Source organism: Corynebacterium sp. HMSC06D04, assembly GCF_001807315.1.
In the GTDB taxonomy this organism is placed as follows: Bacteria; Actinomycetota; Actinomycetes; order Mycobacteriales; family Mycobacteriaceae; genus Corynebacterium; species Corynebacterium simulans.
In genome coordinates this window covers 38,176-62,976 of sequence record NZ_KV788556.1, presented here as the reverse complement: position 1 = coordinate 62,976, position 24,801 = coordinate 38,176, and the positions used below count along the sequence as shown (strand labels likewise).

Sequence of the window (24,801 nt, the reverse complement as noted above, 5' to 3'; positions counted from 1 at the left end):
CCGCCGTCACGGTCTGGGCTTGACCTTCTAGGCCGTTACGCGGTAGACGTCGAAGACGCCCTCGGTGTTGCGCAGCGTGGTCATAAGCTGGCCCAGCTGCTTGGTATCCGAGATGGAGAAGGTAAAGCGCATCGTGGCGATGTGGTCATCACCGCGATTGGAGCTCATGGACAACACGTTGAGCTTCTGCTCACTGAACACGCCGGTCAGCTCAGCCAGCAGGCCCTGGCGGTCGATGGCCTCGAGCTGGACGCTCGCAGCAAACTCGCCGGCGGCGCCCTTGCCGGAGGACCACTCCACCTTCATCATGCGCTCTGGTTCCTGCTTGAGCTTTTCGGCATTGGTGCAATCTGCACGGTGAACCGAAACGCCGCCGCCACGGGTGACGAATCCGAAGATGGCGTCACCAGGCACGGGCTGGCAGCAGCGCGCCAGCTTAGCCATGACGTCGGGGCTACCCTCCACTAGGATGCCGGTTCCCTTCTCGGAATCGGTGGTGCGTTGAGTACGGGAGTTCTCCAACTCCGTGAGCGAAGTACGTGACGCCAGTGCCTCAGCGGCATCGTCTTGGTCGCCGAAGAGCGACATCAACTGGTTAGCCACGTGCTGGGCCGAGACGTGGCCCGCGCCGATTGCCGTGTAGAGCGAATCGACGTCGTCAAAGTGCAACTGCTCTGCCACTTGGCGCATCGAGGATGCGGTGAACAGGCGGTGCATCGGCAAGCCTCCGCGCTGGATTTCCGCGGCCAAAGCGTCGCGGCCGGCCTCTAGGTGCTCTTCGCGGCGCTCCTTGGCAAACCACTGGCGCACCTTCGCCTTCGCGCGCGGCGATACCAGGAACTCCTGCCAATCACGCGAAGGACCGGCATTCTGATCCTTCGAGGTAAAGATCTCTACCTTGTCGCCGGACTTTAGCTGGGATTCCAACGCCACCAGCTTGCCGTTGACCTTCGCACCGATGCAGCGGTGCCCCACCTCAGTGTGGACGGCATAGGCAAAGTCCACCGGCGTGGACCCCGCTGGCAGAGTCACCACATCGCCCTTGGGCGTGAAAGCAAAGATCTGCTTGGTGGTCAGGTCATAGCGCAGCGAGTCTAAGAACTCGTTCGGGTCTGCAGCTTCCTTCTGCCAATCCAGCAGCTGGCGCATCCACGCCATCTGGTCGACTTCGGCATCGCCGGCGCCGTTCTTGCCCTTTTTCTCCTTGTAACGCCAGTGCGCGGCCACACCGAACTCGGCGTTGTAATGCATCTCGTGCGTACGCACCTGAACTTCCAGGGTGGAGCCGCCTTCTGCAATCACCGTGGTGTGCAGCGACTGGTAGACGCCGAAGCGCGGGGAGGAAATATAGTCCTTAAACCGGCCCGGCAGCGCTTGGTAGAGCGCGTGGACCACGCCGATGGCGGCGTAGCAGGAGTTGACGTCATCGACCAAGATGCGGATGCCCAGGAGGTCGAAGATCTCCGCAAAGTCGCGGCCACGGACCATCATCTTCTGATAAATGGACCAGTAGTGCTTCGGGCGGCCCATGACCTCGGCCTGAATGCCGTTTTCACGCAGCGCCGCACCGACCTGCTTCTGGATCTCTTTAAGGGCGCGATCGCGCGAAGGCGCGCGATCTGCCACCATGCGTACAATCTCGTCATACTTCTTCGGGTACAAGATGGCAAAGGAAAGGTCTTCCAGCTCCCACTTCACGTTCGCCATGCCGAGGCGGTGCGCCAGCGGCGCGATGACGTCAAGGGTCTGGCGCGCCTTCTTTGCCTGCTTCTCTGGCGGCAAAAAGCGCATGGTGCGCATATTATGCAGGCGGTCGGCGACCTTGATAACCAGCACGCGCGGGTCCGTAGCCATGGCCACGATCATCTTACGGATCGTCTCCGCCTCCGCGGCGGCGCCCAGGGCGACCTTGTCCAGCTTCGTGACGCCGTCGACAAGCCGGGCAACCTCCGGGCCGAAGTCGCGCGTGAGGTCATCCAACGAGTAGTCGGTATCTTCCACCGTGTCATGCAGCAGCGCCGCAACGATGGTGGTGGTGTCCATGCCGATCTCCGCGGCAATCGTCGCGACCGCCAGCGGGTGCGTAATGTACGGCTCCCCCGACTTGCGGAATACCCCCTCATGGAGGCGCTCAGCAGTGTCATAAGCATTGTTGAGCGCTTCTGCATCGGCCTTGGGGTGAAACTGCCGGTGAATGGACATAAGCGGGTCCAAAACCGGGTTGATCTTTACCCGGCCGCCGGTCAAAGACCGCGCTAAACGGGCGGACATGCTGCGCATGCCGCCATTGGGGCGCTTTGTCGACTTCTCAGTGGTCACGGCGTCGCCCTCCTCGTAGGTCATGGGGGTGATGTGTTTGGCCTAGTACGGCCTTAGCCACATCATTCTAGTCGGTCGCGCCCGCCTGATTGAGCACTACCAGCGGAACATCTGCCAATCGCTCGCGGCCGGCTAGGCCATTGACCTCTAGCACCACGACGTTTCCGGCAACTTCCGCACCCGCAGACTCCAAAAGCAACTTCGCACCGTAGAGGGTGCCGCCGGTTGCCAGCACGTCGTCGACAAGCACGACACGCTTACCCTTGATGACCACGCCATCGGCCGGAATCTCCAGCGCCGCGGAGCCGTACTCTAGGGTGTATTCCTGGGTCAGTACTGGTGGCGGCAGCTTGCCCTTCTTGCGGATGGCCAGAATTCCCAGGCCCAGCTTATAGGCCACGGCTGACCCCAGCAGGAATCCGCGGGCGTCCAGGCCGCCGATCATGTCGGCGCCAAGGTCCTTACAAGCCTGCGCAAGGCCATCGACGACGGCTTGGAAGGCATCGGCGTCGGCTAGCACGGGCGTGAGATCCTCAAAGAGGATGCCCTCCTCCGGGAAGTCCTTCACTAGGCGGACTTTTTCCGCCAGCGCACGTGCAGCATCTGAATAAACTTCACTCACGGTCTAAAAATCCTCATTAAAATCAGTGTTACGTAGAAAAGGTCTGCGCACTAGCTCGCGGAAGCGCTCACGGAAGCGCTCACGGCCCAGCGGTCCATGTTCCAGCCAATGCCCGCGCTGCCAGTGTAAGGCACCACTCCCTTGACGTTGCGATCCACGATGAACACGCGCGGCTGCGCTGCCACCGGAATGGAAGGCACATCCTCCCAGAGCTTTTCCTCCGCGCCTCGAATCTCCTTCAGATTCGAGATATCGGCATCGGGCGTGGCGTACTCGCTCATTGGATCGACAGGACCCAAGAAGGCGTCGATGGTAGGCGTCCATGTAGCCGGATCCATCTCGAGGTAATACTGGGACATGTATTCGGAGGACTGGTCCTCGACGGTGATGCCGGCCGGCTCGCACATGGCCTTAATCTCCTCCACCATCGCGGCATAGCGCTCATCGGGGCCTAAGTAGCCAATCTTGATGGTATTGCCCGAAAGCTCCGAGGCCTTGGTCATGTCCGGCTTCTTGTGCGCATCTGCGATATCGCCAAGGTGCGTGCCCACCGGGTCGGAGTGACGCAGGGTGCGCGCGTAGACCGGTGGCACGTCCACGCCGGAGATGTCCGAGCTGACCTTGGCCAGTCGGGACTGGTCGATGCAGGCCGCGAAGGCTTGACGCGCCCACGGCTCCTGAAACACGCCAGCCTGCGACAGCGTCAACGTATCGGTCAACCCGCCGACGGTGGGCTCAACCTCATAGGGGCTTGCCTCGTCGGCGGCCGGCAGCCACTTCGGCTTAGCGGAGCCTGCGTCGACGACGCGCAGGTTACCAGACTCCCGCAGCGCCTTGGCATCTGCGGTATTTAGCCACACCACAACCTTGTCAGTAGCGGGCTGATCACCAAAGTATTCCTCGTTGGCGCGCAGGATGACCTCGCCGGACTCCCCGACCTTATCCACGACGAAGGGGCCAAAGGAAACCTGCAGCGCGGGATCAAAGTCCTCGGCTGTCGTGGAGAAACCGTAGCGCCAGGTCTCGGCGACCTGTTGCAAGGACGCAGGATCCTGCGTGGACAGCGCCGCGTTGAGCTCTTCTAGGTTCATCCCGGCCTTCTTAGCCACGGCATGCGCCGGCATAACGGTGCCCGGGCCAAAGAGGTAACGCCACCTATCGCCTTGGTCCTTGTTGAAGGTGATGGTGAACTTCTTCGCGTTGGGTGCGCAATCAAATTGCGCGATCTCGCTAGTAAGCGGCATGTGCGAACCAAACTCGGCCGGCATGACGCCAGCGGTATATGCCAGCAGGTAGTCATCGCAGGTCACAGGAATGCCGTCGGAGAAGGTTGCCTGCTCCGACAAGGTGAAATTGACCTGCTTATATGGGTTCTCCGGGCTGGCCGGTATCTCCTCGGTCTGCACCAAGTCCGAGTTTGGAATCATCTGCCCCGATGGGCCCGGCATGTAGATGCCTGGGTATAGGCGGCTCGACAGCTGGGCCGCATTCGTAGCGTTGCCAAAGGACGTTCCCGCATTGGTGGTGGCCAGGCGGGTATTGACCATGTAGCCGAAGTAATCGGTGGATTTGGGTCCGGCGTTCTTTGCATCCTCCGCGGAATCCTCGCCCGGTCCATTCGAACACGCCGTTGCGCTTAGCCCGACAACGGCGAGGAGCGCCATCGCAGCTCGCTTGCTCCAATGACGCTCGTTCTGTGGTGTGTTTACCACGGTAGTACTCGCTCCTTTTTCGCCCCGTTGTACTTAACGGCCCGGGCGCCAGCTTGCGCCAGCGCTGCCCGGCGTATCCAGGTTACGCGGGGTGCCATTCTCGCCAGTGCTTGGCGACGCCGCCTTCTCGCCTGTTGCCGCACGCTGCGGCGAAGCCACGGTTCGCGAACCCTTGGCTGCCTCTGTTGTGTCTTCTTCGGTGGCATCCTCGCCGTGCTCGGCGCGGAAGGCCTTGACGGCAGCATTGTGCTTCTTTACTGCCTTGCGGCGGTTAGCCAAGGTAACCAGCAATGGAGTAGCAAGGAAGAGCGAGGAGAAAATGCCCTCGATAACGCCGATCAGCTGGATAAGCGCGAGATCGCGCAGAGTGCCGATGCCCATGAGCCAGACCGCGATAACAAACAGCGCGATGATTGGCAGCACGGAGATGATCGAGGTGGAAATCGAACGCATGACGGTCTGGTTCGTAGCCAAGTTGGCCAGCTCGCCGTAGGTGCGCTTGCGCTGCCCCTCGAAGCCTTCGGTGTTCTCGTTGACCTTGTCGAAGACGATGACAGAGTCATAGATGGAGAAGGTCAGAACGGTCAGCAGACCAATGATGACGGCCGGGGAAACCTCCAAGCCGAACAAGGCGTAAATGCCGGCGATGATCACGCCGTCGAGAATCAGCGCCAAAATGGCGGCGAAAGCCATGTCGCGCTGCAAGCGCACTGCCACGTAGATGGTGGCGGCGACCAAGAATACGAGCATGGCCAGCAACATGCGCTCGGTGATGGAAGAACCCCAGGACTCAGAGACCGTGGAGGAGCCAATCGCATCCGGAGTGGCCTCGCCGGACTCATCCTTCGGCTCGTACTTTTCAAAGATGGCCTGGCGAGCGGTGTCGACCTGCTCCTGGGATAGGCGCTCGGTGGTGATCTCCAAGGTGCGGGAATCGCCAGCACCGACGATCTGCACCATCTCCGGCTCGATGCCGGTTGCTTCCTCGAAGGTGTCTCCTACCTGCTCGGCCACGAGGTCGCCTGCAGGCATGTTGAGCTTGGTACCGCCCTCGAAGTCGAGGGAAAGGCTAAAGCCGCGGATGGCAATCGCCAGGATGGCAGCAACCACGAGGGCTGCGGTGATGGCGTACCAGGTCTTGGAACGGCCAATGAAATCGAATCCGCCCTCGTCCTCGTAGAGGCGGTCCAGCTTGGAAATTTTGTGGGACTTAACGCTAGAGGTCATGCTTACTTCTCCTCCTCGGACAGGCGGGACGCATCGGATTTTCCTGCCGCCGGGGTCTTTGCGTAGTAGCCGCGGGCGCGGCGCTCCTCGACGAGCGCGTAGATGCCGCCGAGACCATTCATTGCGGGCTTCGCAGCCGCAGGCTTGCCGCCGATGAGCTGCATGAGCGGCGCCATGACAAGGAAGGAAACAACCAAGTCGAAGGCAGTGGTAAGGCCCATGGTGAAGGCGAAGCCCTTAACCTCACCGATGGAGAGGAAGTAGACGATGACGGCGCCGATGAGCGTCACGGCGTTACCTGTGACGATGGTGGCACGCGAGCGCTCCCAGGCCTTGGTGGCGGCGGAACGGAAGGAGCGGCCCTCGAGCAGCTCATCCTTGATGCGTTCGTAGTAGACCACGAAGGAGTCAGCCGTGGCACCCACACCGATGACCAGACCAGCGATGCCGGAAAGATCCAGGGAGTAACCAATCCAGCGGCCCAGCAGAACCAGGGCGCCGTAGGTCAGGATGCCGGAGGCAACCAGGGTGATAAGGGAAACGCCAGCAAGTGCGCGGAAGTAGTACAGGGAGTATGCAGCCACGAGGAGGAAGCCGACGATGCCGGCGATAAGGCCCGCCTTCAAAGCTGCCTTGCCCAGTGATGGCGGAACAGTCTCGACGGTGCCGCCAGGCTCGCCGTTGGAACCGGTAAAGGAAAGCGGCAGTGCGCCGTACTTCAGGTTATTAGCCAGGCTACTTGCTTCTTCCTGGGAGAAGTCACCGGTGATGGAGGTAGCAGAACCAACCGGGGTTGCTCCCTGGATGACAGGTGCGGAGATAACCGCGGAGTCAAGGGTGATGGCAACCTGCTTCTGCAGGTTCTCCTGGGTCAGCTTGGACCATGTCTCGGAGCCGTTCGGGCCATCGCCGTCCTTGAACGCGAAGCTGATTTCCATCTGGCCGGTCTGTGAGTTCAGGCCACCGTCGATCGGCTTGTTGGTGTCGATCTCGTTACCGGTCAGGCGAGTGCCGTTTGGATCCTTAATGCCCTCGAGAAGCGGGGACGGCGCCAGAATGTACGGCGTCTTATCAGCAAAGTCACAAGCCACGAACTGCTTGGCTGGATCGTCGGTGCCGGCGAGCGGATCGGTATCGGCGTCGCAACGCATCAGTGCGGAAGCCGCGGAGATAGTCGTGGCGTCTTCAGACTGGCGGTCCTTGAGCAGCATCTTAGTCATCTCATCGCGGAAGTCTGCCTTTTCAAGCGAGTTGGAAGGCTCTTCCTTTGGCTTAGCGGTGACCTTCGGTGCCTCGGATTTCTTAGCATCCTTGTTGCCAGCCTGCTCTGCGCCCTGCTGGATTGCATCGTTGACCTTCTTCAGGGATTCATTGGCCTGCTCAGGGGTGATAACGCGGTATTCCACCCAGCGGTTAGCCATATCCTGCAAGGTGTCTTCCAGCTTGGACATATCCGGCATCGTCTGCTGCGCAACAGGGCGGAACAGAAGCTGGGAGGTCTGGCCCACTGCCTGTGCCTGGGAGGCGTCCTCGCCAGGGACGGTGATAACGAGGGTGGATCCGTTAATAACCACCTCGGAGCCAGAAACGCCCATACCGTTGACGCGCTGTTCAAGGATGTCGCGTGCCTGCTTGAGCTGATCCGGCGTCGGTTCCTCTCCCTGCGGCACGAGGGTCACGCGGGTACCGCCCTGCAAGTCGATGCCGAGCTTCGTCGAAGCCTCGCGCGGGCCGGTTAGGAAAATAAGGGCGTAAATAGCAACGACGATTAGCGCAAACAAGGCCATGGCGCGCTTGGGCCATTGCCTGTTTTTGTTGCGCAATGCGCCACGATTTTTTGCGGACAAGAAGTTCTCCTGTGCAACTAGAAACAGGGTTTAACAAATTAAAAGTGAATAATTCGTGCGGCCAATGTTTTACTGGCGCACGAGCACGATCCCTCATGATACGTCATGGACGGGCCATTAACTCAACGGGATCTCAGCTGTAGCACTGAGTGTGACCAGTGCTACACCAGCAGCTAACGCTGCGAATCCTCAGCAGACTCAACTGACTCGACAGGCTCAGCGGTCCCATCCGCAACGCGTGCATTGTCGACGTCGCGGGCCTCGCCAGGCTGCTCGGCTTCAACGGTGCGCACGATGGCCATCTTGTCGAAGGTTGCGACAACGCCTTGGGCAATCTGTAGCTGCACATCGCCTTCGGTGGTGGCAACCACGGTGCCGTGCATGCCGCCCGCAGTAATAACTTCCTGCCCCGGGGCCAGGTTCTCCTGGAGGTTGCGCAGCTTGTTCTGGTGCTCCTTCTGCTTCCGCATAGTCATGAAGCTAGGCAGGATAATAAGGAGGGCGATAACGAGTAGAAATGCGTATTCCATAACAGGACAGTGTGCCAGAAACCCACATCTAGCGGCTGCCAAAACGCCGCGACGCGGCTTCTAAAACAGCGCCTCGCCCAACGTACCCTCGGGCGGTTCCAATCCAATATGGCGCCAGGCGGCTGCGGTAGCCACGCGGCCCCGGCCAGTGCGGGCAACCATGCCGGCGCGCACGAGGTACGGCTCGCAGACCTCCTCCACTGTGGAAGGCTCCTCACCCACCGCTACTGCGAGGGTGTTGACACCAACCGGGCCGCCGCCGTGGCCCTTGATGAGTGCTTCCAGCACCGCGCGGTCGAGGCGGTCCAGGCCCTTTTCATCGACGTCGAAGACGGCCAGCGCGCCCTGTGCTGCGGCGAGGTCAATGTGGCCGTCACCGTTGACCTCTGCAAAGTCACGCACGCGGCGCAGCAGGCGGTTCGCAATACGCGGCGTACCGCGCGAGCGAGAACCGATTTCTACGGCAGCATCTTCATCGATGGAAACGTCCAAAATCTTTGCTGCACGGGTGATTACTCGTGTCAGGTCAGCAGTGTCGTAGTACTCCATCTGCGCAGTGAAACCAAAGCGGTCACGCAGCGGGCCGGTCAGCATGCCGGCGCGGGTGGTAGCGCCCACCAAGGTAAAAGGCGGAATCTCCAACGGGATGGAAGTAGCACCAGGGCCCTTGCCCACGATGACATCGATGCGGAAATCCTCCATTGCCATGTACAGCATTTCTTCTGCCGGACGTGCAATACGGTGGATCTCATCAATGAATAGGACGTCACCTTCCATCAGGTTAGACAGCATGGCAGCCAGGTCACCGGCACGCTCTAGCGCTGGGCCGGAGGTCATGCGCAATGACGTGCCGAGTTCCTGCGCAATGATCATCGCCATGGTGGTCTTACCCAGGCCAGGCGGGCCCGAGAGCAACACGTGGTCTGGAGTTACCCCACGATTCTTAGCACCCTTCAACACCAGTGAGAGCTGTTCGCGCACTTTGGGCTGGCCGATGAATTCCTCAATGGACTTCGGACGCAAGGAACGCTCAATGTCGTGCTCGCCCACCTGCTCGCTCGCGTCAATGTCGAGGTTGCGCTGCGGCGCGCTCGGGTCAGCGAGCCCCTCAGGGAGCTGAAACTCAGTGCGTTCTACATCGGACATGCATTCTCACTTAATTTAGATAGTCGGGCGGGGGTTAAGGCTCAAAGCGAATATGAACTGCGAAAGTTACTTCTTGCGTCCCAATTGTGCCAGTGCACCGCGCAGGACGGTAGAAGTCTCTGCTGCCGGATCTGCCTCCACAATAGATTCCACGACGGGCCGCGCCGCCTTATCGCTAAAGCCTAGACCAACGAGCGCTTCCACGACCTGCTCGACCACCGGCGCATTGACCACAGCGGAAGTACCCGTTGTAACTTCGCCGGCTCCTGCTTGCGGGGCAAAGACGCTGACCTTGTCCTTCAGCTCTAGCGCTAGGCGTTCTGCCATGCGCTTGCCCACTCCAGGAATAGACTGCAGTGTCTTTGCATCACCGCTAGAGATTGCCGCTGCCAACTGCCCCGCTCCCATCACGGACAGCGCCGCTACTGCCAGCTTTGGCCCCAGGCCGGAGACGGACTGCAGCACGTGGAACATCTCGCGGTCTTCATCGTTGCCGAAACCATACAAAGTCATGGAATCTTCCTTGACCACCATGGAGGTAAGCACGGTAGCTTCCTCCCCGCGACGCAGGGTTACGAGAGTTACTGGGGTGGCGAGAAACTTATACCCCACGCCCGCACATTCGATGACAGCGTGGTCAAGGCCGATGGTCAACACGGTTCCGCGTAGCGAGGCAATCATGTGGGTGGGGCTCCTTTATTTGACGGGATGAAATCTAAAGCGATGAAACAGTAAGTAAAGCAGTGCGAGTCTGGATAGCGTCATGCTGGCCGGCACCCCGGCTACGTACCAGACGATGTCCGCGGCTTATTGGCCCGGCCCTTCACGCCGCTGGTCTTAGGCCAAGAGCCGGTGCTCTCCCCCACGCGGGCCAAAGCGGGTGCGCGCCAACAGTGGCATACGGCAAGCGCTAGGGCATCGGCGGCGTCGGCAGGCTTGGGTGCTTCACTCAAGCCAAGGATACGGGTAATCATTACCGTCATCTGCTTCTTATCGGCGCGGCCATTGCCGGAGATGGCTTTCTTTACCTCAGACGGGGTGTACATGTGCACTGGGATGTTGCGCTCAGCAGCAGCAAGCACCACTACCCCAACCACATGGGCGGTCTGCATGACGGTGGAGACCTCGCCGCGTTCGAAGACGCGCTCGATAGCGACCACATCGGGACGGTAATCATCCATCCACTCTTTAACTGCCACCGAAAGACGCAGCAGACGCTCGGTTAGCTCTTTATCGCTCGGCGTACGCGCCACGCCGACTGCCACGGGAATCACCGCGCGACCGCGCCCAGCCTGGACCACCGAAAGGCCACAGCGGGTTAGACCTGGGTCAATGCCCATGACGCGCAAGCCTTCAAGGTTCACGGCAAGCCTTTCTGTGGGTAGTTGGATTTGGAATCCGAGCGAAGTTCAGGAAAAAGATCCTCCCACATCATACACACACATGTTCTAAAAATGGAGCGGGGTTAAAACGAGCAACCGCGCCTTTTCTCCTTATCGCCTACGCGAGGCGGAGAATAAGGCGCGGTGCGAAGTGGCAGAGCCTGGCTAAATGCTAGTCCTGCTCGAGCTCGGCCAGAACCTCTTCAGAAAGATCCATGTTGGTGTAGACGTTCTGCACGTCTTCGGATTCTTCCAGCGCGTCGATGAGGCGGAAGATCTTACGAGCATCAGCGGCACCCAGCGGAACCTCAACGGATGCGCGGAAGTCGGTCTCATTGTCGTCGACCTCGATGCCAGCCTCAACCAGGGCTTCCTTAACTGCCGGGATATCGCCCGGCTGGCAGACAACTTCGAACTTCTCGCCCAGGTCGTTAACCTCTTCAGCGCCTGCTTCCAGAACTGCCATCAGGACGTCATCCTCGGTCAGCTCGCCCTTGTTGACCAAAACAATGCCGGTGCGGGAGAACATGTAGGCAACGGAACCGGACTCGCCGAGGTTGCCGCCGTTCTTGGACATTGCGGTGCGAACATCGGTGGCTGCACGGTTGCGGTTATCGGTAAGGCACTCGATGAGCATTGCCACACCGTTCGGGCCGTAGCCCTCGTACATGATGGTCTCCCAGTCGGCACCGCCGGCCTCTTCGCCGGAGCCGCGCTTGCGGGCGCGCTCGATGTTGTCGTTCGGCACGGAGGCCTTCTTGGCCTTCTTAATCATGTCATCGAGAGTCGGGTTAGCAGCCGGATCGCCACCACCGGTGCGGGCCGCGACCTCGATGTTCTTAATCAGCTTGGCAAATTCCTTGCCACGCTTGGCATCGTTAGCAGCCTTCTTGTGCTTGGTAGTAGCCCATTTGGAGTGTCCGGACATTTCATCCCTTTCATTGTGGCTCTATGAAACTGCCTGCAATTATACGGACGGGCGTAGAGTAGCTGAAAACAGCCCCCACCGTTTTCCGGCGTTTGAGTGAATATTTTTCTAGACGTTTTGCCAATTGCCGTTGTGCGAGCCTACCTGCATGCCCTCGCGCACGGTTCGGGTAAGCCCTTCCTGGACCACCACGGCAACCAAATCCCCGCCTTGGTTAAAGATCTTTCCGGTGGCCAGACCGGTCGCATTCTGCGCGGATGGTGATTCCTGCACATACAGCAACCACTCATTAACACGCACTGGACGCAGGAACCAGATCGAGTGATCCAGGCTGGCAAGCTGTACTTGCTCGCCTTGGTGTGGCAGCAGAGAAGCACGGATTAAGGTCATGTCAGACATATAGGCAAGTGCCGCACGGTGGGCATCCTGGCTGCTTTCTGACGCCGCAAATTCTTGCGAGGTATTGCGGAACCACACGTAGCGGAACCCAGCGCCTGTGGCTTCGGCAAGTTCAGGGTCACGGCTTTCCTGCGGGACCAAACGGATATCCCAGTCTTCCCACTCGCGCAGGATGATGCGGGTGGAATAAGGAGCACCACCGCCGGCGGCGGCCGCCTCCTCCGGGCCCATAACCTCCGGCATGGCGTCCTGGTGCTCAGGACCAAAGTCATCGGCGATGTGGAAACCCGCGTTGAGCATGAAAATCAGGCGATCGTCTTGAAAGATGCGCACCTGACGGGTAGCAAAGGAACGGCCGTCCCGCACGCGCTCTACCTCGGCACGCGCAGGCGCGGCGGCATCACCCGGGCCCACGAAGTAGCCATGCAAGGAATGCACGAGCTTTCCTTCAACGGTGTGCTGGGCTGCAGCGAGCGCCTGGGCCACCACCTGCCCGCCAAAGGTGCGCGCAATCTGGGACGGAACCATGGGCACGGAAAAGACATCACCCTGAGCCTTTTCGTGCAGCGGCGCTACATCAATAACCTCGCACACCTTAGCCATTACCTACGCGGGACTCCCCTCTTTGCTCAACGCGCAATCTTAACGTGCGCTCTTCACACGCAACCCTGCCAACTTTACCTGTGCGCCGGGCTAGCGCGTAGGATATGCCGCATGTCTTTTTTACGCCCTGCTCGCCTGCACCGCGTCGTTGCCTACCTGGAGATGTTCACGTGGGCATTTCTTATTTTTTCTATGGTTCTGAAGTACTCCGGTGTGACGGAGGCTCTAACTCCTATCGCTGGCGGTATCCACGGTTTTGGTTTCCTCTGCTTCATCGTCGTGGGCGTCATGGTGTGGATCAATAACAAGTGGTCCTTTGGCCTGGGCATGTTGGGGCTTATCGTTTCGGTCATACCTTTTGCCGCGCTCCCGTTTGCGCTATGGGCGGACAAGCACGATAAGTTCCTGCCGCATTGGCGCTTTAGCGATTCTGAGCAGCCACACGGCCTTGCCGAGCAGCTTTTGGCCCAGGTAGTGCGCTTCCCAGTGCGCACTCTGAGCGTGTTCGTCGTAATCATTGCGCTGGTCTTTGGCGTTCTGCTGATGCTCGGCCCACCCGTCGATGTCGAATCCACTATCGAGTCGAACATCTAATAGCATTATTTAGGTGAAAATTTTTCGTTCCGTTCCAGCAGTGTGGACTGGCTGGATTTGTTTCCGGCTTATCCTCATCGGACTGCTGCAATGGGATAACGTCCCGCTAGGAGATATCTCCTATTACTTCTCCGGGCGTTTTGGGGCGAACTCCTCGGATATGACCGAGTACCCGCACCCTGGCACGTGGCCTTCGATTCTCGTCGGCTGGTTGAGCGGCCCGAATCAGACCAGCTTTACCGTTATTTTTACAGGACTGTGCCTGCTTGTCGACGCCGCTTTCCTCATGGTCTTGCTTCACGGCTGGCGCCGCAAGCCGCAGGCCTTCGTCGCCGCATGGTTTTGGGTCATCTTTGGAACCGCAGTGGGCCAGGTCTTTGTCTGGCGCCTCGATATTTTTCCGGCTCTGGCAGTTGCTGCCGCAGGAATGCTTCTTGGCCGCAACTCGCGGCTTGCAGCAGCCTTGCTTGGCCTTGCCACCACGATGAAGCTGTGGCCCGGCGTGCTCGCCGCAGGCCTGGTTGGCCGCTTCAATGCCCGTGCGACTTGGCAGCGCCTTAGCGCGTTCTTCGCTTCCATCGTGGGCATCTGCCTGCTCGTCCTCGCCTTCAATGACGTCGAGCGCCTCATCTCCCCACTGCGCTACCAGGGAGTACGGGGACTGCAGGTGGAATCGATACCCGCAACACTTCCGGTATTTGCCTCGCATCTTTTCCCGGACACTTGGTCCATCGGCTACGCTACCTCCAAGAGTTTTGAAATCACCGGCCCTTGGGTGAGCGCGCTCTTAGTTCTTAGCAACGTTTTAACCTTGGCGATGCTGTTTTTCGCCATCGGCTTCGCACTCATGCGCTTCCGCAACGGCAACTGGGGTGCACGCAGCACGCTGGCCTTTTTCATCACGATGATCTGCCTGCTTTTTATCAGCAACAAGGTCTTTTCCACCCAGTACATCACCTGGCTCGGCCCGATCTTGGCGATAGCGCTCAAGGATGCCTGGCCGCATGCCGCATCGGGTGCGCATCAACATATCGACAAAAAAGTAGGCAAAGTGCTGCGCAACCTCGCACTGTGCACGCTTGCTGCGGCGGCACTGGGCACACTGGTCTACCCGTTCAACTATGACGCGGTGCTCTACGCGGGCCGCGACGGCCTCTTCCCTGCTCTCTTGTTGCTGGCGCGCAACGTGCTCGTCCTCGTGTTGACAGGCCTTGCTTTTACTTGGCTGCGCTTGGAGCTCAAGCGCGAAAACACGAGCTCTACCAAGCAAGCAGCTCAGTAGCAGGAACTACTCAGTAATCCGCAGCTGGCTGAGCTCGAAGAACTCTGGCAGCGGTGCCGTGCCGCCCAGGCGGAACATGCGCACAAGGGGGCGTAGGCGTAGCGAGCGGGTATCGCTGACCGCTTCGTTGTAGAAGCGATGAGCAAGGTGGATGCGCCCCTCGGCGTCGGCAAGCAATGCGGGACGCTCGGCAAAGCGCTCGTTGACCGCGATAGACAGCTCCCGCTCGTGGGCCGAACGCGTCTCAAAATGGCCCTGGGTAAGCTCGCTCGACTCCGCGCGGGAGGCAACCTCCTCCAGCTCCGGCGCTAGTGCTGCCACGACGGCGGCGCGGCGATCAAGGGTGGCCTCCAACTGCGCCAAAGCCGCATCCGTGCGGATGTGCAGGGAGTTCAACCGCTGCGCGGTGAAATAGGCCCACATCAAGATGAGCACGAGCGCGACGATCGCGACAACCAGTTCTACTGCCATAGTCTTTTCCTGCTCTTAAATCTGCTGTGGGTAAAGGGCGACACCGCCCGCTTCTACTTGGTGCGGACCTTAGTTCCGTCCTGCACAGTCTCATAAACCTGCATCACGGCAGCGGCCACATGGTCCCAATCGTAGGTGAGAGCGCGCTCGGTACCGGCTTCAATTAAAGCATTGCGCTTATCTTCGTCCTGCAGGACAAGGTTGAGCACCCGCGCGAGGTCGCGGGCATCCTCGTTGCGGAACAACGCACCGGCTGGGTTCTCAGAATCGGCGGCGCATACGGCGGCAAAGGCTTCAAGATCGGAAGCTACCACCGCGCAACCTGCGGCCATGGCCTCTACCAGGACGATGCCGAAGCTTTCGCCGCCGGTGTTAGGAGCGACATAGATATCAGCGCGGCCGAGGATCTCCGCCTTTTCCACATCGCTCACGCGGCCAACGAAGTCCACCCCCTCAACCTCACGCGGGCGGCCGCCGCCCATGACGGTGACCTTGACCTCCGTGTCCACCATCGTGAGGGCCTCCAGCAAAATATCCAGGCCCTTGCGTGGCTCGTCGAGACGCCCCAAGAACACAATCTCGGGCACCTTCTGCCCGGATTGCCCTGGCTGCCCTTCTTGGTCTGGTTGCGCAGCGACGCGCTTGCGGGCAGCCGCATACACGGAGGTATCCACGCCATTCGGAATAAGTACTGGGTCGCCGCCGAGTTGTTCCACCTGCCAGCGGCGGGCCATCTCTGAGACGGCAATGCCGCCGCGCACCTTCTCCAGGATTGGTGTGAGGAAAGGCTTGGCCAGCTTCAACACGAGCGAGCTAGAAGCCGAGGCGTGGTAGGTCGCCACGATGGGACCTTTGGCTTGTGCCAACGCAACCATGGAGTAGCTCGGCGAGTTCGGCTCATGGATGTGCAGCACGTCGAAGTTGCCGCGTTCGATAAACTTCTTGGCGTTGCGCTTTACCTGCGGGCCTACGGACAAGCGGGCCACGGAGCCGTTGTAGGTAATCGGAATGGCGCGCCCGCCTTTCATAACAAAGCTCGGCAGCTGTGTCTCCGGGGCTGCTGGGCCAAGGACCTCCACGTGATGGCCTTGCTCGATAAAGACGGTGGCCAAATCCAAGATGTGCGCCTGCACACCGCCTGGCTCATCAAAGGAATACGGGCATACGATTCCGATACGCACTACTGCCTACTTCCTTACTTTTTACCGTCAGCTTCGAGCTTTTCTTGGGACGTACGCTTGTCCTTGGCTGCGCGGCGTGCGGCGCGTTCGGCTGCGCGGCGTTTAACGTCTACATTCCACTGCGGCTGCAGCATATGCCAGTCCGCCGGGTGGGCCTTGATGTTCGCAGCGAAGCCATCGGCCAGGCGTTGGGTAGTCTCCTGCACATTGGTGACTTCCACCTGCGGACTGACGGAAAGGCCCCAGCCTTCATCCTCGAACCAGGAGTGGACCACGTGCAATGCCGCCCCGGTTTCCATGGCCAAGCGGGCCGGGCCGGCAGCCATGTTGGCTTCCTCGCCCATGAAGTCGACCGTGACGCCAGTGCGAGTGAGGTCGCGCTCGGCCACCAAGCAGACCACGCCACCTGCTTCCAAGACTTCCTTGAGCCGGCCAAACGGTGAGGTCTTCTCTCCTGTCAGGGCGATGACCTCAAAGCCTAGGGACTCGCGGAAGTCCACGAAGGCGTCGAAAAGCACCTCCGGCTTGAGCCTTTCTGCAACCGTTGTGAATTGGCCATAGTGGCCTACCAGAAACACCCCGGCCATGTCCCAGTTGCCAGTGTGCGGAAGCGCCAAGATGACGCCTTTGCCGCGGGCCATGGACTCGTCGAAGTTCTCTAAGCCCTGCAAACCGGAAAGCAGCTTGGCGTGCAGATCCGGGTCCTGATGGATCGATGGCAGGCAGAATGCCTCCCGCCAGTAGCGCATATAGGAACGCATGGAATTGCGCACCAACTCGCGTGTGACGTTTTCTGGGCCCACCACGCGCGCCAAGTTTCGGCGCAGTTGCTCCATGCCGCGGCCATCATCGCTGGCGCGGTCTGCGCCCCAGTCAAAAAGGCGCTTGGCCCACTTCTCCGGCAACAAACGCACCAGCCGCCACCCTGCTAAGTAGCCGGCGGCAGACAGTTGCTCACGGTCTAATCCAGGAAGAAGGGCCATAGGCATTAATCCTTAAAGGTCTGGGGTGAAACGGGCCTTCGTGTCCTGGCGGGCAGCCTGGACCATGCGCTGAATGACGGTAAAGATGGAACCGAATACAAGGATCCACAGGGCGATCTCGATGGCGTCGGGAACGCCCAGGCCCTCCAAGCCGATGCCGCCGAGGCCGATGATGAGGCGCTCTGGGCGCTCGATCAGGCCGCCGACCATCTTGAAGCCAGAAGCCTCGCCGCGGGCCTTGATATAGGAAATGACCTGCGAAAAAACCAGCACGATGAGGCAGGCCACCACGTGGATGGGGCGAGCGTTATCGACGTAGACTAGCCAGTACAAGATGGCAGAAAACAGGGCGCCGTCGGTGATGCGATCACAGGAGGCGTCGAGAGTCGCGCCAAACTTGGACCCGCCCGTGGTCATGCGGGCCATCGTGCCGTCGAGCATGTCAAAGGCCGCAAAGAGACCAGAGAGCACCGCTGCCGCGAACAGGTGATCCAGAGGAATGCAGACGACTGCGATAGCAATGGTGACAAGAGTGCCGACGATGGTGACCACGTTGGGGGTCAGCCCCATCTTCAGAAACAGCTTTGCCACGGGTTCCACGACGACTGCCGCTGGCTTTCGCCCGTGAACGCTAAGCATTGGAATCCTCCTCATCGATCTCCCGCCAGCCTTGGGCCAAAAGGGCGCGAGTCTCTTGTAATAACTGAGGCAACACTTTAGTGCCCTCCAAGACAGTCATAAAGTTGCTGTCACCGGCCCACCGGGGAACCACATGCAAATGTAAGTGATCTCCCACGGAACCGCCAGACGCCTTGCCCAGGTTGAAGCCCACGTTGATTGCTTCCGGCTTGGACACACGCTTTAGAACACGTACCGCCTTCTGGGCGAAGGCCATCAGCTCGTGGGATTCCTCTAGAGTCAAGTTCTCCAGCTGGGATTCCTTGCGATAAGGCACCACCATTAAATGTCCCGAGTTATAGGGAAAAAGGTTCAGCAAAGCGTAGACATACTCACCGCGGGCAATGATCAGCCCGTCCTCATCGCTGCCCTTGGGAGCCTCAACGAAGGGGTCCTTCGAACGCTTCGAGATATACGCCATCCGGTAGGGAGCCCACAGCCGCTCAAGGCGGTCTGGTTCCCCTGCCCCGGAATCGACGTATTGCTCGTTAGCGTCGTGCACTGATCAACTCTTCGTTCGGCTGCTCGTTGATGCGCTCAGCAACCCATGCGGCGATGAGCTCGATAGCCTCATCCACCGGCACGCCGTTGACCTGCGAACCGTCCAAGAAGCGGAAAGAGACGGCATTTGCGTTGACGTCACGCTCGCCGGCGAGCAGCATGAAAGGCACCTTGCCGGTGGTGTGATTGCGGATCTTCTTCTGCATGCGGTCGTCAGAGGTATCCACATCGGCACGGATGCCGCGCTTGCGCAGCTTCGCAGCGATCTCCTCCAAGTGCGGGGAGAACTCGTCTGCAACCGGGATGCCAACTACCTGGTGCGGAGCCAGCCATGCCGGGAATGCGCCGGCGTAGTGCTCCAGCAGCACGCCGAAGAAGCGCTCGATGGAGCCGAACAGCGCGCGGTGAATCATGATCGGGCGCTGCTTGGTGCCGTCGGATGCGGTGTACTCGAGCTCGAAGCGCTCCGGCAGGTTGAAGTCCAGCTGCACGGTAGACATCTGCCAGGTACGGCCGATGGCATCGCGCGCCTGCACGGAGATCTTCGGGCCGTAGAAGGCAGCACCTGCAGGATCCGGAACCAGGTCCAGGCCGGACTTTTCAGCCACCGACTGCAGGATGGAAGTAGAACGCTCCCAGATCTCGTCGGTACCGACATACTTGTTCGGATCCTTGGTAGAAAGCTCCAGGTAGAAGTCATCCAGGCCGTAGTCCTTCAACAAGGAAATGATGAAGTCCAAAACCTTGGTCAGCTCTTCTTCCAACTGCTCCGGGGTGCAGTAGATGTGGGAGTCATCCTGGGTAAAGCCACGAGCGCGGGTCAGGCCGTGGATAACGCCGGACTTCTCGTAGCGGTAGACAGTACCGAACTCGAACAGGCGCAGCGGCAGCTCGCGGTAAGAACGGCCACGGGAAGCGAAGATGAGGTTGTGCATCGGGCAGTTCATCGGCTTCGCGTAGTAATCCTGCGGCTGCTTGGTGCAGTTACCGTCCTCGTCATACTCGCCGTCCAAAGCCATGGCCGGGAACATGCCGTCTGCGTAGAAGTCCAGGTGGCCAGACTTCTTGAACAAGTCACCCTTGGTCAGGTGCGGGGTGGAGACGAAGGAGTATCCATCCTCAATGTGACGGCGGCGGGAGTGCTCTTCCATCTCCATACGCACGATGGCGCCGTTCGGGTGGAAGACCGGGAAGCCGGAGCCAATCTCATCCGGGAAGGAGAAAAGGTCAAGCTCCTGGCCCAGACGGCGGTGGTCACGCTTTTCTGCCTCCGCAATCATGTGCTGGTAGGCCTCGAGGGCCTCCTTGGACTCGAAAGCGGTGCCGTAGATGCGCTGCAGACCAGCCTTGGACTGGTCACCGCGCCAATAAGCAGCCGAGGAACGGGTCAAGGTAAACGCCGGAATGTACTTGGTGGTTGGCAGGTGCGGACCACGGCAGAGATCGAACCACTCCACCTCGCCGGTGCGCGGGTTGATGTTGTCGTAGTGCGTCAGATCGCCTGCGCCAACCTCTGCTGCCTCATCGGAGTCTGGATCAACGTTGCCCTTGTCCTGAATGAGCTCCAGCTTGAATGGCTCTTCAGCAAGCGCTGCCTCTGCTTCCTCGTTGGAGGAGTACACACGGCGTTCAAAGCGCTGACCAGTCTTGATGATCTTCTTCATGCGCTTTTCGATCTTCTTCAAATCCTCCGGCGTGAAAGGCTCGGCGGTCTGGAAGTCGAAGTAGAAGCCGTTTTCAATGGCCGGACCGATACCCAGCTTGGTACCCGGGAACTCAGCCTGAACTGCCTGTGCCATCACGTGTGCAGTGGAGTGACGGATGACAGCGCGGCCGTCCTCCTCGCTTGCTGCAACTGGGGTGAATTCGGCGTCGGCAGTCGGCGTATGCGAGAGATCGTAGAGAGCTCCATCGGCGCCGCGTACGACGACGACTGCCTCTGGGCCCTTATTTGGAAGCTCGAGCTCCCGCATCGCTGCGCCTACGGCAGTGCCTGCTGGCACCTTAAAAGGCTCGTAGTTCACTGGTACAGCTGGAATCATTTCCGCCATTTAGACTTGCGCTCCTTATGCGCTCACGCTTCGATCGACATACCTGGCCGACCAAAGCTAATCGTAGAGTTACAGCGAAAGATTCTACCCCGCTTAACCCTCAAGAAGCGACTCGCCCCAGTAGGAGTTAGAGGTGGTACCGGCCGGTACAAAGTACATGGCTGAGCCGATGTGGGTAATCCACGTATTGAGCAAATCTTGCTCATCAAGGCGGGCTTGAATGGGCTCAAATTGCTTACTCGGATCCTTTTGATAACAGATGAAGATCTGCCCTGCATTAGACAGCTCACCTGGGTTTTCCGTGCTCGGTGGGAGGTTGTAGTTGAACGGCCGGCGCAGAATCTTCTGCTCCGGATGGTCCTTCGGCGGATGGGCGCGCGCCACGTGGGATGCCGGGTCAATTGCCTTCAATCCGAACTTATCGCGCGCGTTGAGGTCCACGGCATCGAATTCCTCGGTGCCGTGCATCGGTGCACCGGAGTCCAGCTTGCGGCCAGTGGAGTTTTCCCTGGAAGCGCGGTCAAGCTCTTCCCACGTGTCCAGATTCATGTGGATTCGGCGCACCACCATGGCGCTACCGCCGGCGAATTTTCCTTTATCGATCCAGACCTGCTCCCGGAATTCCTCTGGAGTGTGCGGATTGACAGTGCCATCCTTTTGCCCGAAGAGATTGCGCGCGGTCTCCCCCTTCTTGGCGGCGCCGTTGGCATGACCAAAGCCCTGCTGTACCCACTTGGTGTCCACGTAGCTCGCACCCGCACGGGTCATGTGCCGCATCACGTGCGCCGCCGTTAGCGGATCATCGCTGCAAATCTGCAGCACCACATCGCTTTGGCCCCATTCCGGGCGCAACTTATCGCGCTTGTACGCGCGCACATCCCGGAGCCACTCCGGCTTGGCGACGCCCGTCCGGGCAAAGAAGCCTTCTCCCCAACCGCAGGTCACGGTAAGGCTAGCCGGGGTTTGCGCCAGCTCCGGCTCCAGGCTGCCCAAGGGGTTTTCTGCGGTGCACAGCCGGCGTGCGTCCTCAGTCCACAACCGCATCAGTGCCTTGGCGCCTCGCTTGGTGGTGGAATCTTTTAAGTCAAAGCCCACGAGCGCCACGTGTGCCTGCGGCGGGGTCTCGATTCCGGCCTGGTGCTCGCCATCGAAGGCGACGATTTTATCGCCCATGATCTCGGCTGCTTCATCCTGCGCTGGCTGCCCAGCAGCAGCTGCCGCACCAGACCCAGAGTCAGAATCGTCGCGAGAAGGTGCAGCGCAGCTGGCCACCGCCACCGCGCTGGCCGCGACGGCGCCGCCAACCAGCAGGCCGCGTCGACTCAAAAACTCCGTGGTCTCACGCGCGGAGGAAGATGCAGATTTTAAGGACTCATCCATGTTCTTTTCCCTACTACTCATTCCAATGCTGGCGCGTGAGTAATCCACCCGCGCGTCGGCTTTAGCCTTTAGTGGTGCGAGTGCTCGCCGTGCTCCATCGAACCGTGATCCATAGAGCCATGGTCCATAGAGCCATGATCCATCGAACCGTGATCCATGCCCGACATGTCGCCGTGCTCCATCGAACCGTGATCCATGCCAGACATGTCGCCGTAGTTCTCATCGCCGGCGCCGATTTCGCGCACCGGCACCTCACCGGCCTCGACCTTGGAACCGTCCTCAAGCAAGAGGGTGACCTTGACCGTCTCGCCCGCCATGACTGGTTCCTTCACGCCCATCAGCATGAAGTGCTCGCCGCCTGGCTTGAGTTCTGCGGTGCCACCGGCCGGAATCTTCAGGCCGCCCTTCTTTTCCTGCATTACACCGTCAACAACCTCGTGCACCTGGTTCATCTCGGCGTCGATGGAGGAACTAAAGCCAGTGACGGTGATGTCCTTGTCGGAATCGTTATGGATGGTGCCGAAGATAGCAGTCATCTCCGCATCCTCAGCCATGGCGCGAACCACGCCGTCCTCGATGGTGACATCGCCTGCCTGCTTATCGGAGGCGCTTGCGCTTGCCGGAGCCGCGCTGGTTGCAGCTTCCTTTTCGGCACCGGAATCCTGCTCGCTGTTGGAGCAGCCAGCCAGCCAGAGTGCGCTGACGGCAACGGCAGAAACAACGATATTACGCATCTTCATCATTAGATGTCTTTCTTGTCCAAGCTTTAAGGCGCGAAGGCACTCGTTTTATTTGTGCCTTACCTGCGCCTTAAAAAGGGGTGGGTTTTAAGAGTCCAGGTCATTTGCGCGGCGCATCTTCGCACCGGCCATGATGACCACGGCGACGATAGCCAGAACACCGATGATGCCCAGCGCCCACAGTGCGGCGGGCGGCAGGCCCTCGGAGTTGGTTTCATCTTGTTTAGCAGCATCGTCATTCGCGTCATCGCCGTCTGCGGCATCGCCCGCTGCGCCGTCGGAAGAGCCGGCAACGCTAAACGGAACGGAACCACGGGTGGCATGCCCGTCCGAGGAGGTGATCTGGAAGCCCACCTGGTACTCGCCAGGTCCCGGCTTTACATCGTCCGGAACCTCGATGGTGAGCTCACGCTGTTCGATTTTGGGCTCGGCGTCGAAAAGCACCTCGCCCGTCTTGGTGTCGGTAACGGCGAAGGTGTTGAAGTCATCCCTGGGTACTGCGGAAAACTCCAGAGTGATCTCCTCCGGAAACTCCTGCAGCGGAGAATCACTGACCACATTGCCGCCGATCACGGAGTCGTGTGCCAAGGCTGCAGGCGCGGACATGGCGAGCATGGACGCGGCAGCACCGAGCGCAAACAGACTGGTGGAGCGACGAAAGTGCATAGTTTTCTCCTCGAATTGCATGGCTTGCGAATGGGTAAATACATGCTATAACCGCACCCGAAACAATGGCCAATAACCTAGGCCTTGCTTAAAGCAAGTCAGGATACCAACCAACTGAACGAGCAGCGGTTGCCTTATTAGTCGCTGCCCCATTCGGCTTAGTTCCCAGTGTCATAGGAAATGTGTTAATGCACACTATTTTCGGTAAATGGTTAACGCCTCCAGGCGGAAATTGACGCACCCGCCAATCGACGCCACGCCCGGTGGGTATGGCTGCCTGTACGAGATAGGGCCTTCTAGATCAATTCAACGCAATCATCATTAATCAGCAGCGCCTGCCCATCACGCAAAAGCACCAGGTTCCAGTCTTTTCCGTACTTTTGAACCGTTTCACTAATAACCGAAATTGTGTATGGGCCAGTAGTTCCCTGTGCGTGAGGAACTACAACATAGGGAGTAAGCGATAGAGCCGTACGATCATGCAATTCGGGAACAGCACCTGGATCATCCATAACGGAAATCGGTTCGACCGATGGCCCGGCAAGGACCGCCCCCGCCGAGCTGCCGGCATATGGCAAACCGCCGCGAACCGCTTCAGAAAGCAGTGAGAAGGCACCAGACTTCTTTAACTCATACAGTACGCGGTAAGCATTACCGCTTGCGACGTAGACACAATCCGCCTTCTTTACTTGAGTCTCAAACTCTTCAAGCGTGGTATTCGCAACGGTCAGTGAAACAAAGTCGGATGCAATAGAAGCCACTTCTTCCCGCTCCTTCTGCGCAAACGGCACTTCTTCCATCCCCACAGCAGCGTCATCGATGTACAAGATTTTGCCGTGTAAGAATTCGCGCAGCTGCGGATGAAGGTAGGACGCAAGAAACAGTTTCATGGTGCCAGTATGCATGAGCGCTCCAAGCAACGCAGCAATAGGCTCTGCAGGAGCAGTATTCTTCGCCACTGGAATACAGCTCATCCGCATCAAGGTAATGCCAAAAGGGCTAAAGAGCCATAAGTGCTCTTGAAACTTTCAAAGTGCACGACAAAAACGCTCCTGTCCGGAATCCCGAACAGAAGCGTTCTTATTTGAGCGGATGACGAGACTCGAACTCGCGACCCTCACCTTGGCAAGGTGATGCGCTACCAACTGCGCTACATCCGCATTCGGGATTCTGATCGAAGCCCACTAGGTGCTTTAAGCACCTAGTGCGCGATACTGGGATTGAACCAGTGACCTCTTCCGTGTCAGGGAAGCGCTCTCCCACTGAGCTAATCGCGCTCGACACGCCAAAGCGTGTCAAAGTTGAGGTGGAAACGGGAATCGAACCCGTGTGCACGGTTTTGCAGACCGTTGCCTCACCACTCGGCCATTCCACCGTGGCGATACCGCCTCACACACAAGTGTGCTGGAGCGGATGACGAGACTCGAACTCGCGACCCTCACCTTGGCAAGGTGATGCGCTACCAACTGCGCTACATCCGCATTCGAAAACCAGGCCCGGTTTTCTAGGCCCGTTTCTGGGCCTTGTGCGCGATACTGGGATTGAACCAGTGACCTCTT

General features: G+C 59.4%; 23 protein-coding genes, 4 tRNA genes and 1 pseudogene (1 of these 28 only partly in view). 2 read left to right on the top strand and 26 right to left on the bottom strand.

The window, feature by feature from the left end:
- Positions 1 to 27 precede the first annotated feature (27 nt).
- From HMPREF3155_RS09290 to HMPREF3155_RS09240, 11 genes are all read right to left on the bottom strand, one after another.
- Positions 28 to 2,343 (bottom strand): RelA/SpoT family protein, encoded by a 2,316-nt coding sequence (locus HMPREF3155_RS09290; RefSeq protein ID WP_371441329.1) that lies wholly within the window; start codon positions 2,341 to 2,343, stop codon positions 28 to 30.
- 43 nt (positions 2,344 to 2,386) lie between these two features.
- Complete coding sequence (locus tag HMPREF3155_RS09285; protein ID WP_070433167.1) at positions 2,387 to 2,941, bottom strand: adenine phosphoribosyltransferase; 555 nt, start codon at positions 2,939 to 2,941, stop codon at positions 2,387 to 2,389.
- A 50-nt stretch (positions 2,942 to 2,991) separates the two neighbouring features.
- Complete coding sequence (locus HMPREF3155_RS09280; RefSeq protein ID WP_235591045.1) at positions 2,992 to 4,653, bottom strand: ABC transporter substrate-binding protein; 1,662 nt, start codon at positions 4,651 to 4,653, stop codon at positions 2,992 to 2,994.
- A gap of 33 nt (positions 4,654 to 4,686) precedes the next feature.
- The gene (gene secF, locus HMPREF3155_RS09275) at positions 4,687 to 5,880 is read right to left on the bottom strand and encodes a protein translocase subunit SecF (RefSeq protein WP_061922797.1); all 1,194 of its coding nucleotides are present in this window, start codon (positions 5,878 to 5,880) and stop codon (positions 4,687 to 4,689) included.
- A gap of 2 nt (positions 5,881 to 5,882) precedes the next feature.
- A complete protein-coding gene (gene secD, locus HMPREF3155_RS09270; RefSeq protein WP_201040720.1) occupies positions 5,883 to 7,667 on the bottom strand; it encodes a protein translocase subunit SecD in 1,785 nt (594 codons plus the stop codon).
- 233 nt (positions 7,668 to 7,900) lie between these two features.
- Positions 7,901 to 8,257, bottom strand: a complete 357-nt coding sequence (gene yajC / locus HMPREF3155_RS09265) for a preprotein translocase subunit YajC (RefSeq protein ID WP_070433166.1) — start codon at positions 8,255 to 8,257, stop codon at positions 7,901 to 7,903.
- A 60-nt stretch (positions 8,258 to 8,317) separates the two neighbouring features.
- Positions 8,318 to 9,403, bottom strand: a complete 1,086-nt coding sequence (ruvB, locus tag HMPREF3155_RS09260; protein ID WP_070433165.1) for a Holliday junction branch migration DNA helicase RuvB — start codon at positions 9,401 to 9,403, stop codon at positions 8,318 to 8,320.
- A 66-nt stretch (positions 9,404 to 9,469) separates the two neighbouring features.
- The gene (gene ruvA, locus HMPREF3155_RS09255; protein WP_070433164.1) at positions 9,470 to 10,084 is read right to left on the bottom strand and encodes a Holliday junction branch migration protein RuvA; all 615 of its coding nucleotides are present in this window, start codon (positions 10,082 to 10,084) and stop codon (positions 9,470 to 9,472) included.
- Positions 10,085 to 10,185: 101 nt separating this feature from the next.
- Positions 10,186 to 10,767 (bottom strand): crossover junction endodeoxyribonuclease RuvC, encoded by a 582-nt coding sequence (gene ruvC, locus HMPREF3155_RS09250; RefSeq protein ID WP_061922809.1) that lies wholly within the window; start codon positions 10,765 to 10,767, stop codon positions 10,186 to 10,188.
- Between the two features lie 190 nt (positions 10,768 to 10,957).
- On the bottom strand, positions 10,958 to 11,713 hold the full coding sequence (locus HMPREF3155_RS09245; RefSeq protein WP_070433163.1) for a YebC/PmpR family DNA-binding transcriptional regulator: 756 nt from the start codon (positions 11,711 to 11,713) through the stop codon (positions 10,958 to 10,960).
- 108 nt (positions 11,714 to 11,821) lie between these two features.
- The gene (locus tag HMPREF3155_RS09240; protein WP_070433162.1) at positions 11,822 to 12,715 is read right to left on the bottom strand and encodes an acyl-CoA thioesterase; all 894 of its coding nucleotides are present in this window, start codon (positions 12,713 to 12,715) and stop codon (positions 11,822 to 11,824) included.
- 111 nt (positions 12,716 to 12,826) lie between these two features.
- On the opposite strand from HMPREF3155_RS09240, the gene HMPREF3155_RS09235 reads away from it, so the two are divergent.
- Together HMPREF3155_RS09235 and HMPREF3155_RS09230 are read left to right on the top strand one after the other, a co-directional pair.
- On the top strand, positions 12,827 to 13,309 hold the full coding sequence (locus HMPREF3155_RS09235) for a DUF3817 domain-containing protein (protein WP_062038794.1): 483 nt from the start codon (positions 12,827 to 12,829) through the stop codon (positions 13,307 to 13,309).
- 13 nt (positions 13,310 to 13,322) lie between these two features.
- Entirely contained in the window at positions 13,323 to 14,591 is a 1,269-nt protein-coding gene (locus tag HMPREF3155_RS09230) for a DUF2029 domain-containing protein (RefSeq protein ID WP_070433161.1), read from the top strand.
- Between the two features lie 6 nt (positions 14,592 to 14,597).
- On the opposite strand, the gene HMPREF3155_RS09225 is transcribed toward HMPREF3155_RS09230, so the two are convergent.
- From HMPREF3155_RS09225 to HMPREF3155_RS09155, 15 genes and pseudogenes are all read right to left on the bottom strand, one after another.
- Positions 14,598 to 15,062, bottom strand: a complete 465-nt coding sequence (locus HMPREF3155_RS09225; RefSeq protein ID WP_062040486.1) for a hypothetical protein — start codon at positions 15,060 to 15,062, stop codon at positions 14,598 to 14,600.
- A 53-nt stretch (positions 15,063 to 15,115) separates the two neighbouring features.
- Positions 15,116 to 16,243 carry a glycosyltransferase family 4 protein gene (locus HMPREF3155_RS09220; protein ID WP_070433160.1) on the bottom strand — a complete coding sequence of 376 codons (1,128 nt, stop codon included), beginning with the start codon at positions 16,241 to 16,243 and terminating at the stop codon, positions 15,116 to 15,118.
- Positions 16,244 to 16,257: 14 nt separating this feature from the next.
- The gene (locus HMPREF3155_RS09215) at positions 16,258 to 17,226 is read right to left on the bottom strand and encodes a phosphatidylinositol mannoside acyltransferase (protein WP_070433159.1); all 969 of its coding nucleotides are present in this window, start codon (positions 17,224 to 17,226) and stop codon (positions 16,258 to 16,260) included.
- A gap of 12 nt (positions 17,227 to 17,238) precedes the next feature.
- On the bottom strand, positions 17,239 to 17,865 hold the full coding sequence (gene pgsA, locus HMPREF3155_RS09210; RefSeq protein ID WP_070433158.1) for a phosphatidylinositol phosphate synthase: 627 nt from the start codon (positions 17,863 to 17,865) through the stop codon (positions 17,239 to 17,241).
- Positions 17,858 to 18,406, bottom strand: coding sequence for an HIT family protein (locus HMPREF3155_RS09205; RefSeq protein ID WP_061922834.1), 549 nt, complete (start codon positions 18,404 to 18,406; stop codon positions 17,858 to 17,860). The genes pgsA and HMPREF3155_RS09205 overlap by 8 nt, the downstream gene beginning before the upstream one ends.
- The gene (gene thrS, locus HMPREF3155_RS09200) at positions 18,393 to 20,456 is read right to left on the bottom strand and encodes a threonine--tRNA ligase (protein ID WP_070433157.1); all 2,064 of its coding nucleotides are present in this window, start codon (positions 20,454 to 20,456) and stop codon (positions 18,393 to 18,395) included. Before thrS ends, HMPREF3155_RS09205 begins: the two co-directional genes overlap by 14 nt.
- 93 nt (positions 20,457 to 20,549) lie before the next feature.
- Positions 20,550 to 21,836, bottom strand: a complete 1,287-nt coding sequence (locus HMPREF3155_RS09195) for a Dyp-type peroxidase (RefSeq protein ID WP_070433156.1) — start codon at positions 21,834 to 21,836, stop codon at positions 20,550 to 20,552.
- Positions 21,837 to 21,904: 68 nt separating this feature from the next.
- A complete protein-coding gene (locus HMPREF3155_RS09190; RefSeq protein WP_070433155.1) occupies positions 21,905 to 22,579 on the bottom strand; it encodes a copper chaperone PCu(A)C in 675 nt (224 codons plus the stop codon).
- A gap of 84 nt (positions 22,580 to 22,663) precedes the next feature.
- On the bottom strand, positions 22,664 to 23,242 hold the full coding sequence (locus HMPREF3155_RS09185; protein ID WP_070433154.1) for a copper resistance CopC family protein: 579 nt from the start codon (positions 23,240 to 23,242) through the stop codon (positions 22,664 to 22,666).
- A gap of 296 nt (positions 23,243 to 23,538) precedes the next feature.
- Positions 23,539 to 24,216, bottom strand: a complete 678-nt coding sequence (locus tag HMPREF3155_RS09180; RefSeq protein WP_246817722.1) for a Type 1 glutamine amidotransferase-like domain-containing protein — start codon at positions 24,214 to 24,216, stop codon at positions 23,539 to 23,541.
- A 113-nt stretch (positions 24,217 to 24,329) separates the two neighbouring features.
- Positions 24,330 to 24,402 (bottom strand) — tRNA-Gly (locus tag HMPREF3155_RS09175).
- Between the two features lie 45 nt (positions 24,403 to 24,447).
- Positions 24,448 to 24,519 (bottom strand) — tRNA-Val (locus tag HMPREF3155_RS09170).
- Positions 24,520 to 24,546: 27 nt separating this feature from the next.
- A tRNA-Cys gene (locus HMPREF3155_RS09165) sits at positions 24,547 to 24,617 on the bottom strand.
- Between the two features lie 30 nt (positions 24,618 to 24,647).
- Positions 24,648 to 24,723, bottom strand: a tRNA-Gly gene (locus tag HMPREF3155_RS09160).
- Positions 24,724 to 24,768: 45 nt separating this feature from the next.
- Positions 24,769 to 24,801 (bottom strand): annotated as a pseudogene (locus tag HMPREF3155_RS09155); it runs 54 nt beyond the window's last position.

What these genes read in the sequence shown, in the direction of transcription:
- HMPREF3155_RS09290 (WP_371441329.1), bottom strand. Translation starts at nt 2,343, where the DNA reads ATGACCTACGAGGAGGGCGACGCCGTGACCACTGAGAAGTCGACAAAG.
- secF (WP_061922797.1), bottom strand. Translation starts at nt 5,880, where the DNA reads ATGACCTCTAGCGTTAAGTCCCACAAAATTTCCAAGCTGGACCGCCTC.
- secD (WP_201040720.1), bottom strand. Translation starts at nt 7,667, where the DNA reads ATGGCCTTGTTTGCGCTAATCGTCGTTGCTATTTACGCCCTTATTTTC.
- yajC (WP_070433166.1), bottom strand. Translation starts at nt 8,257, where the DNA reads ATGGAATACGCATTTCTACTCGTTATCGCCCTCCTTATTATCCTGCCT.
- ruvB (WP_070433165.1), bottom strand. Translation starts at nt 9,403, where the DNA reads ATGTCCGATGTAGAACGCACTGAGTTTCAGCTCCCTGAGGGGCTCGCT.
- ruvA (WP_070433164.1), bottom strand. Translation starts at nt 10,084, where the DNA reads ATGATTGCCTCGCTACGCGGAACCGTGTTGACCATCGGCCTTGACCAC.
- HMPREF3155_RS09245 (WP_070433163.1), bottom strand. Translation starts at nt 11,713, where the DNA reads ATGTCCGGACACTCCAAATGGGCTACTACCAAGCACAAGAAGGCTGCT.
- HMPREF3155_RS09240 (WP_070433162.1), bottom strand. Translation starts at nt 12,715, where the DNA reads ATGGCTAAGGTGTGCGAGGTTATTGATGTAGCGCCGCTGCACGAAAAG.
- HMPREF3155_RS09235 (WP_062038794.1), top strand. Translation starts at nt 12,827, where the DNA reads ATGTCTTTTTTACGCCCTGCTCGCCTGCACCGCGTCGTTGCCTACCTG.
- HMPREF3155_RS09225 (WP_062040486.1), bottom strand. Translation starts at nt 15,062, where the DNA reads ATGGCAGTAGAACTGGTTGTCGCGATCGTCGCGCTCGTGCTCATCTTG.
- HMPREF3155_RS09215 (WP_070433159.1), bottom strand. Translation starts at nt 17,226, where the DNA reads ATGGCCCTTCTTCCTGGATTAGACCGTGAGCAACTGTCTGCCGCCGGC.
- pgsA (WP_070433158.1), bottom strand. Translation starts at nt 17,865, where the DNA reads ATGCTTAGCGTTCACGGGCGAAAGCCAGCGGCAGTCGTCGTGGAACCC.
- thrS (WP_070433157.1), bottom strand. Translation starts at nt 20,456, where the DNA reads ATGGCGGAAATGATTCCAGCTGTACCAGTGAACTACGAGCCTTTTAAG.
- HMPREF3155_RS09195 (WP_070433156.1), bottom strand. Translation starts at nt 21,836, where the DNA reads ATGGATGAGTCCTTAAAATCTGCATCTTCCTCCGCGCGTGAGACCACG.
- HMPREF3155_RS09190 (WP_070433155.1), bottom strand. Translation starts at nt 22,579, where the DNA reads ATGATGAAGATGCGTAATATCGTTGTTTCTGCCGTTGCCGTCAGCGCA.
- HMPREF3155_RS09185 (WP_070433154.1), bottom strand. Translation starts at nt 23,242, where the DNA reads ATGCACTTTCGTCGCTCCACCAGTCTGTTTGCGCTCGGTGCTGCCGCG.
- HMPREF3155_RS09180 (WP_246817722.1), bottom strand. Translation starts at nt 24,216, where the DNA reads ATGAGCTGTATTCCAGTGGCGAAGAATACTGCTCCTGCAGAGCCTATT.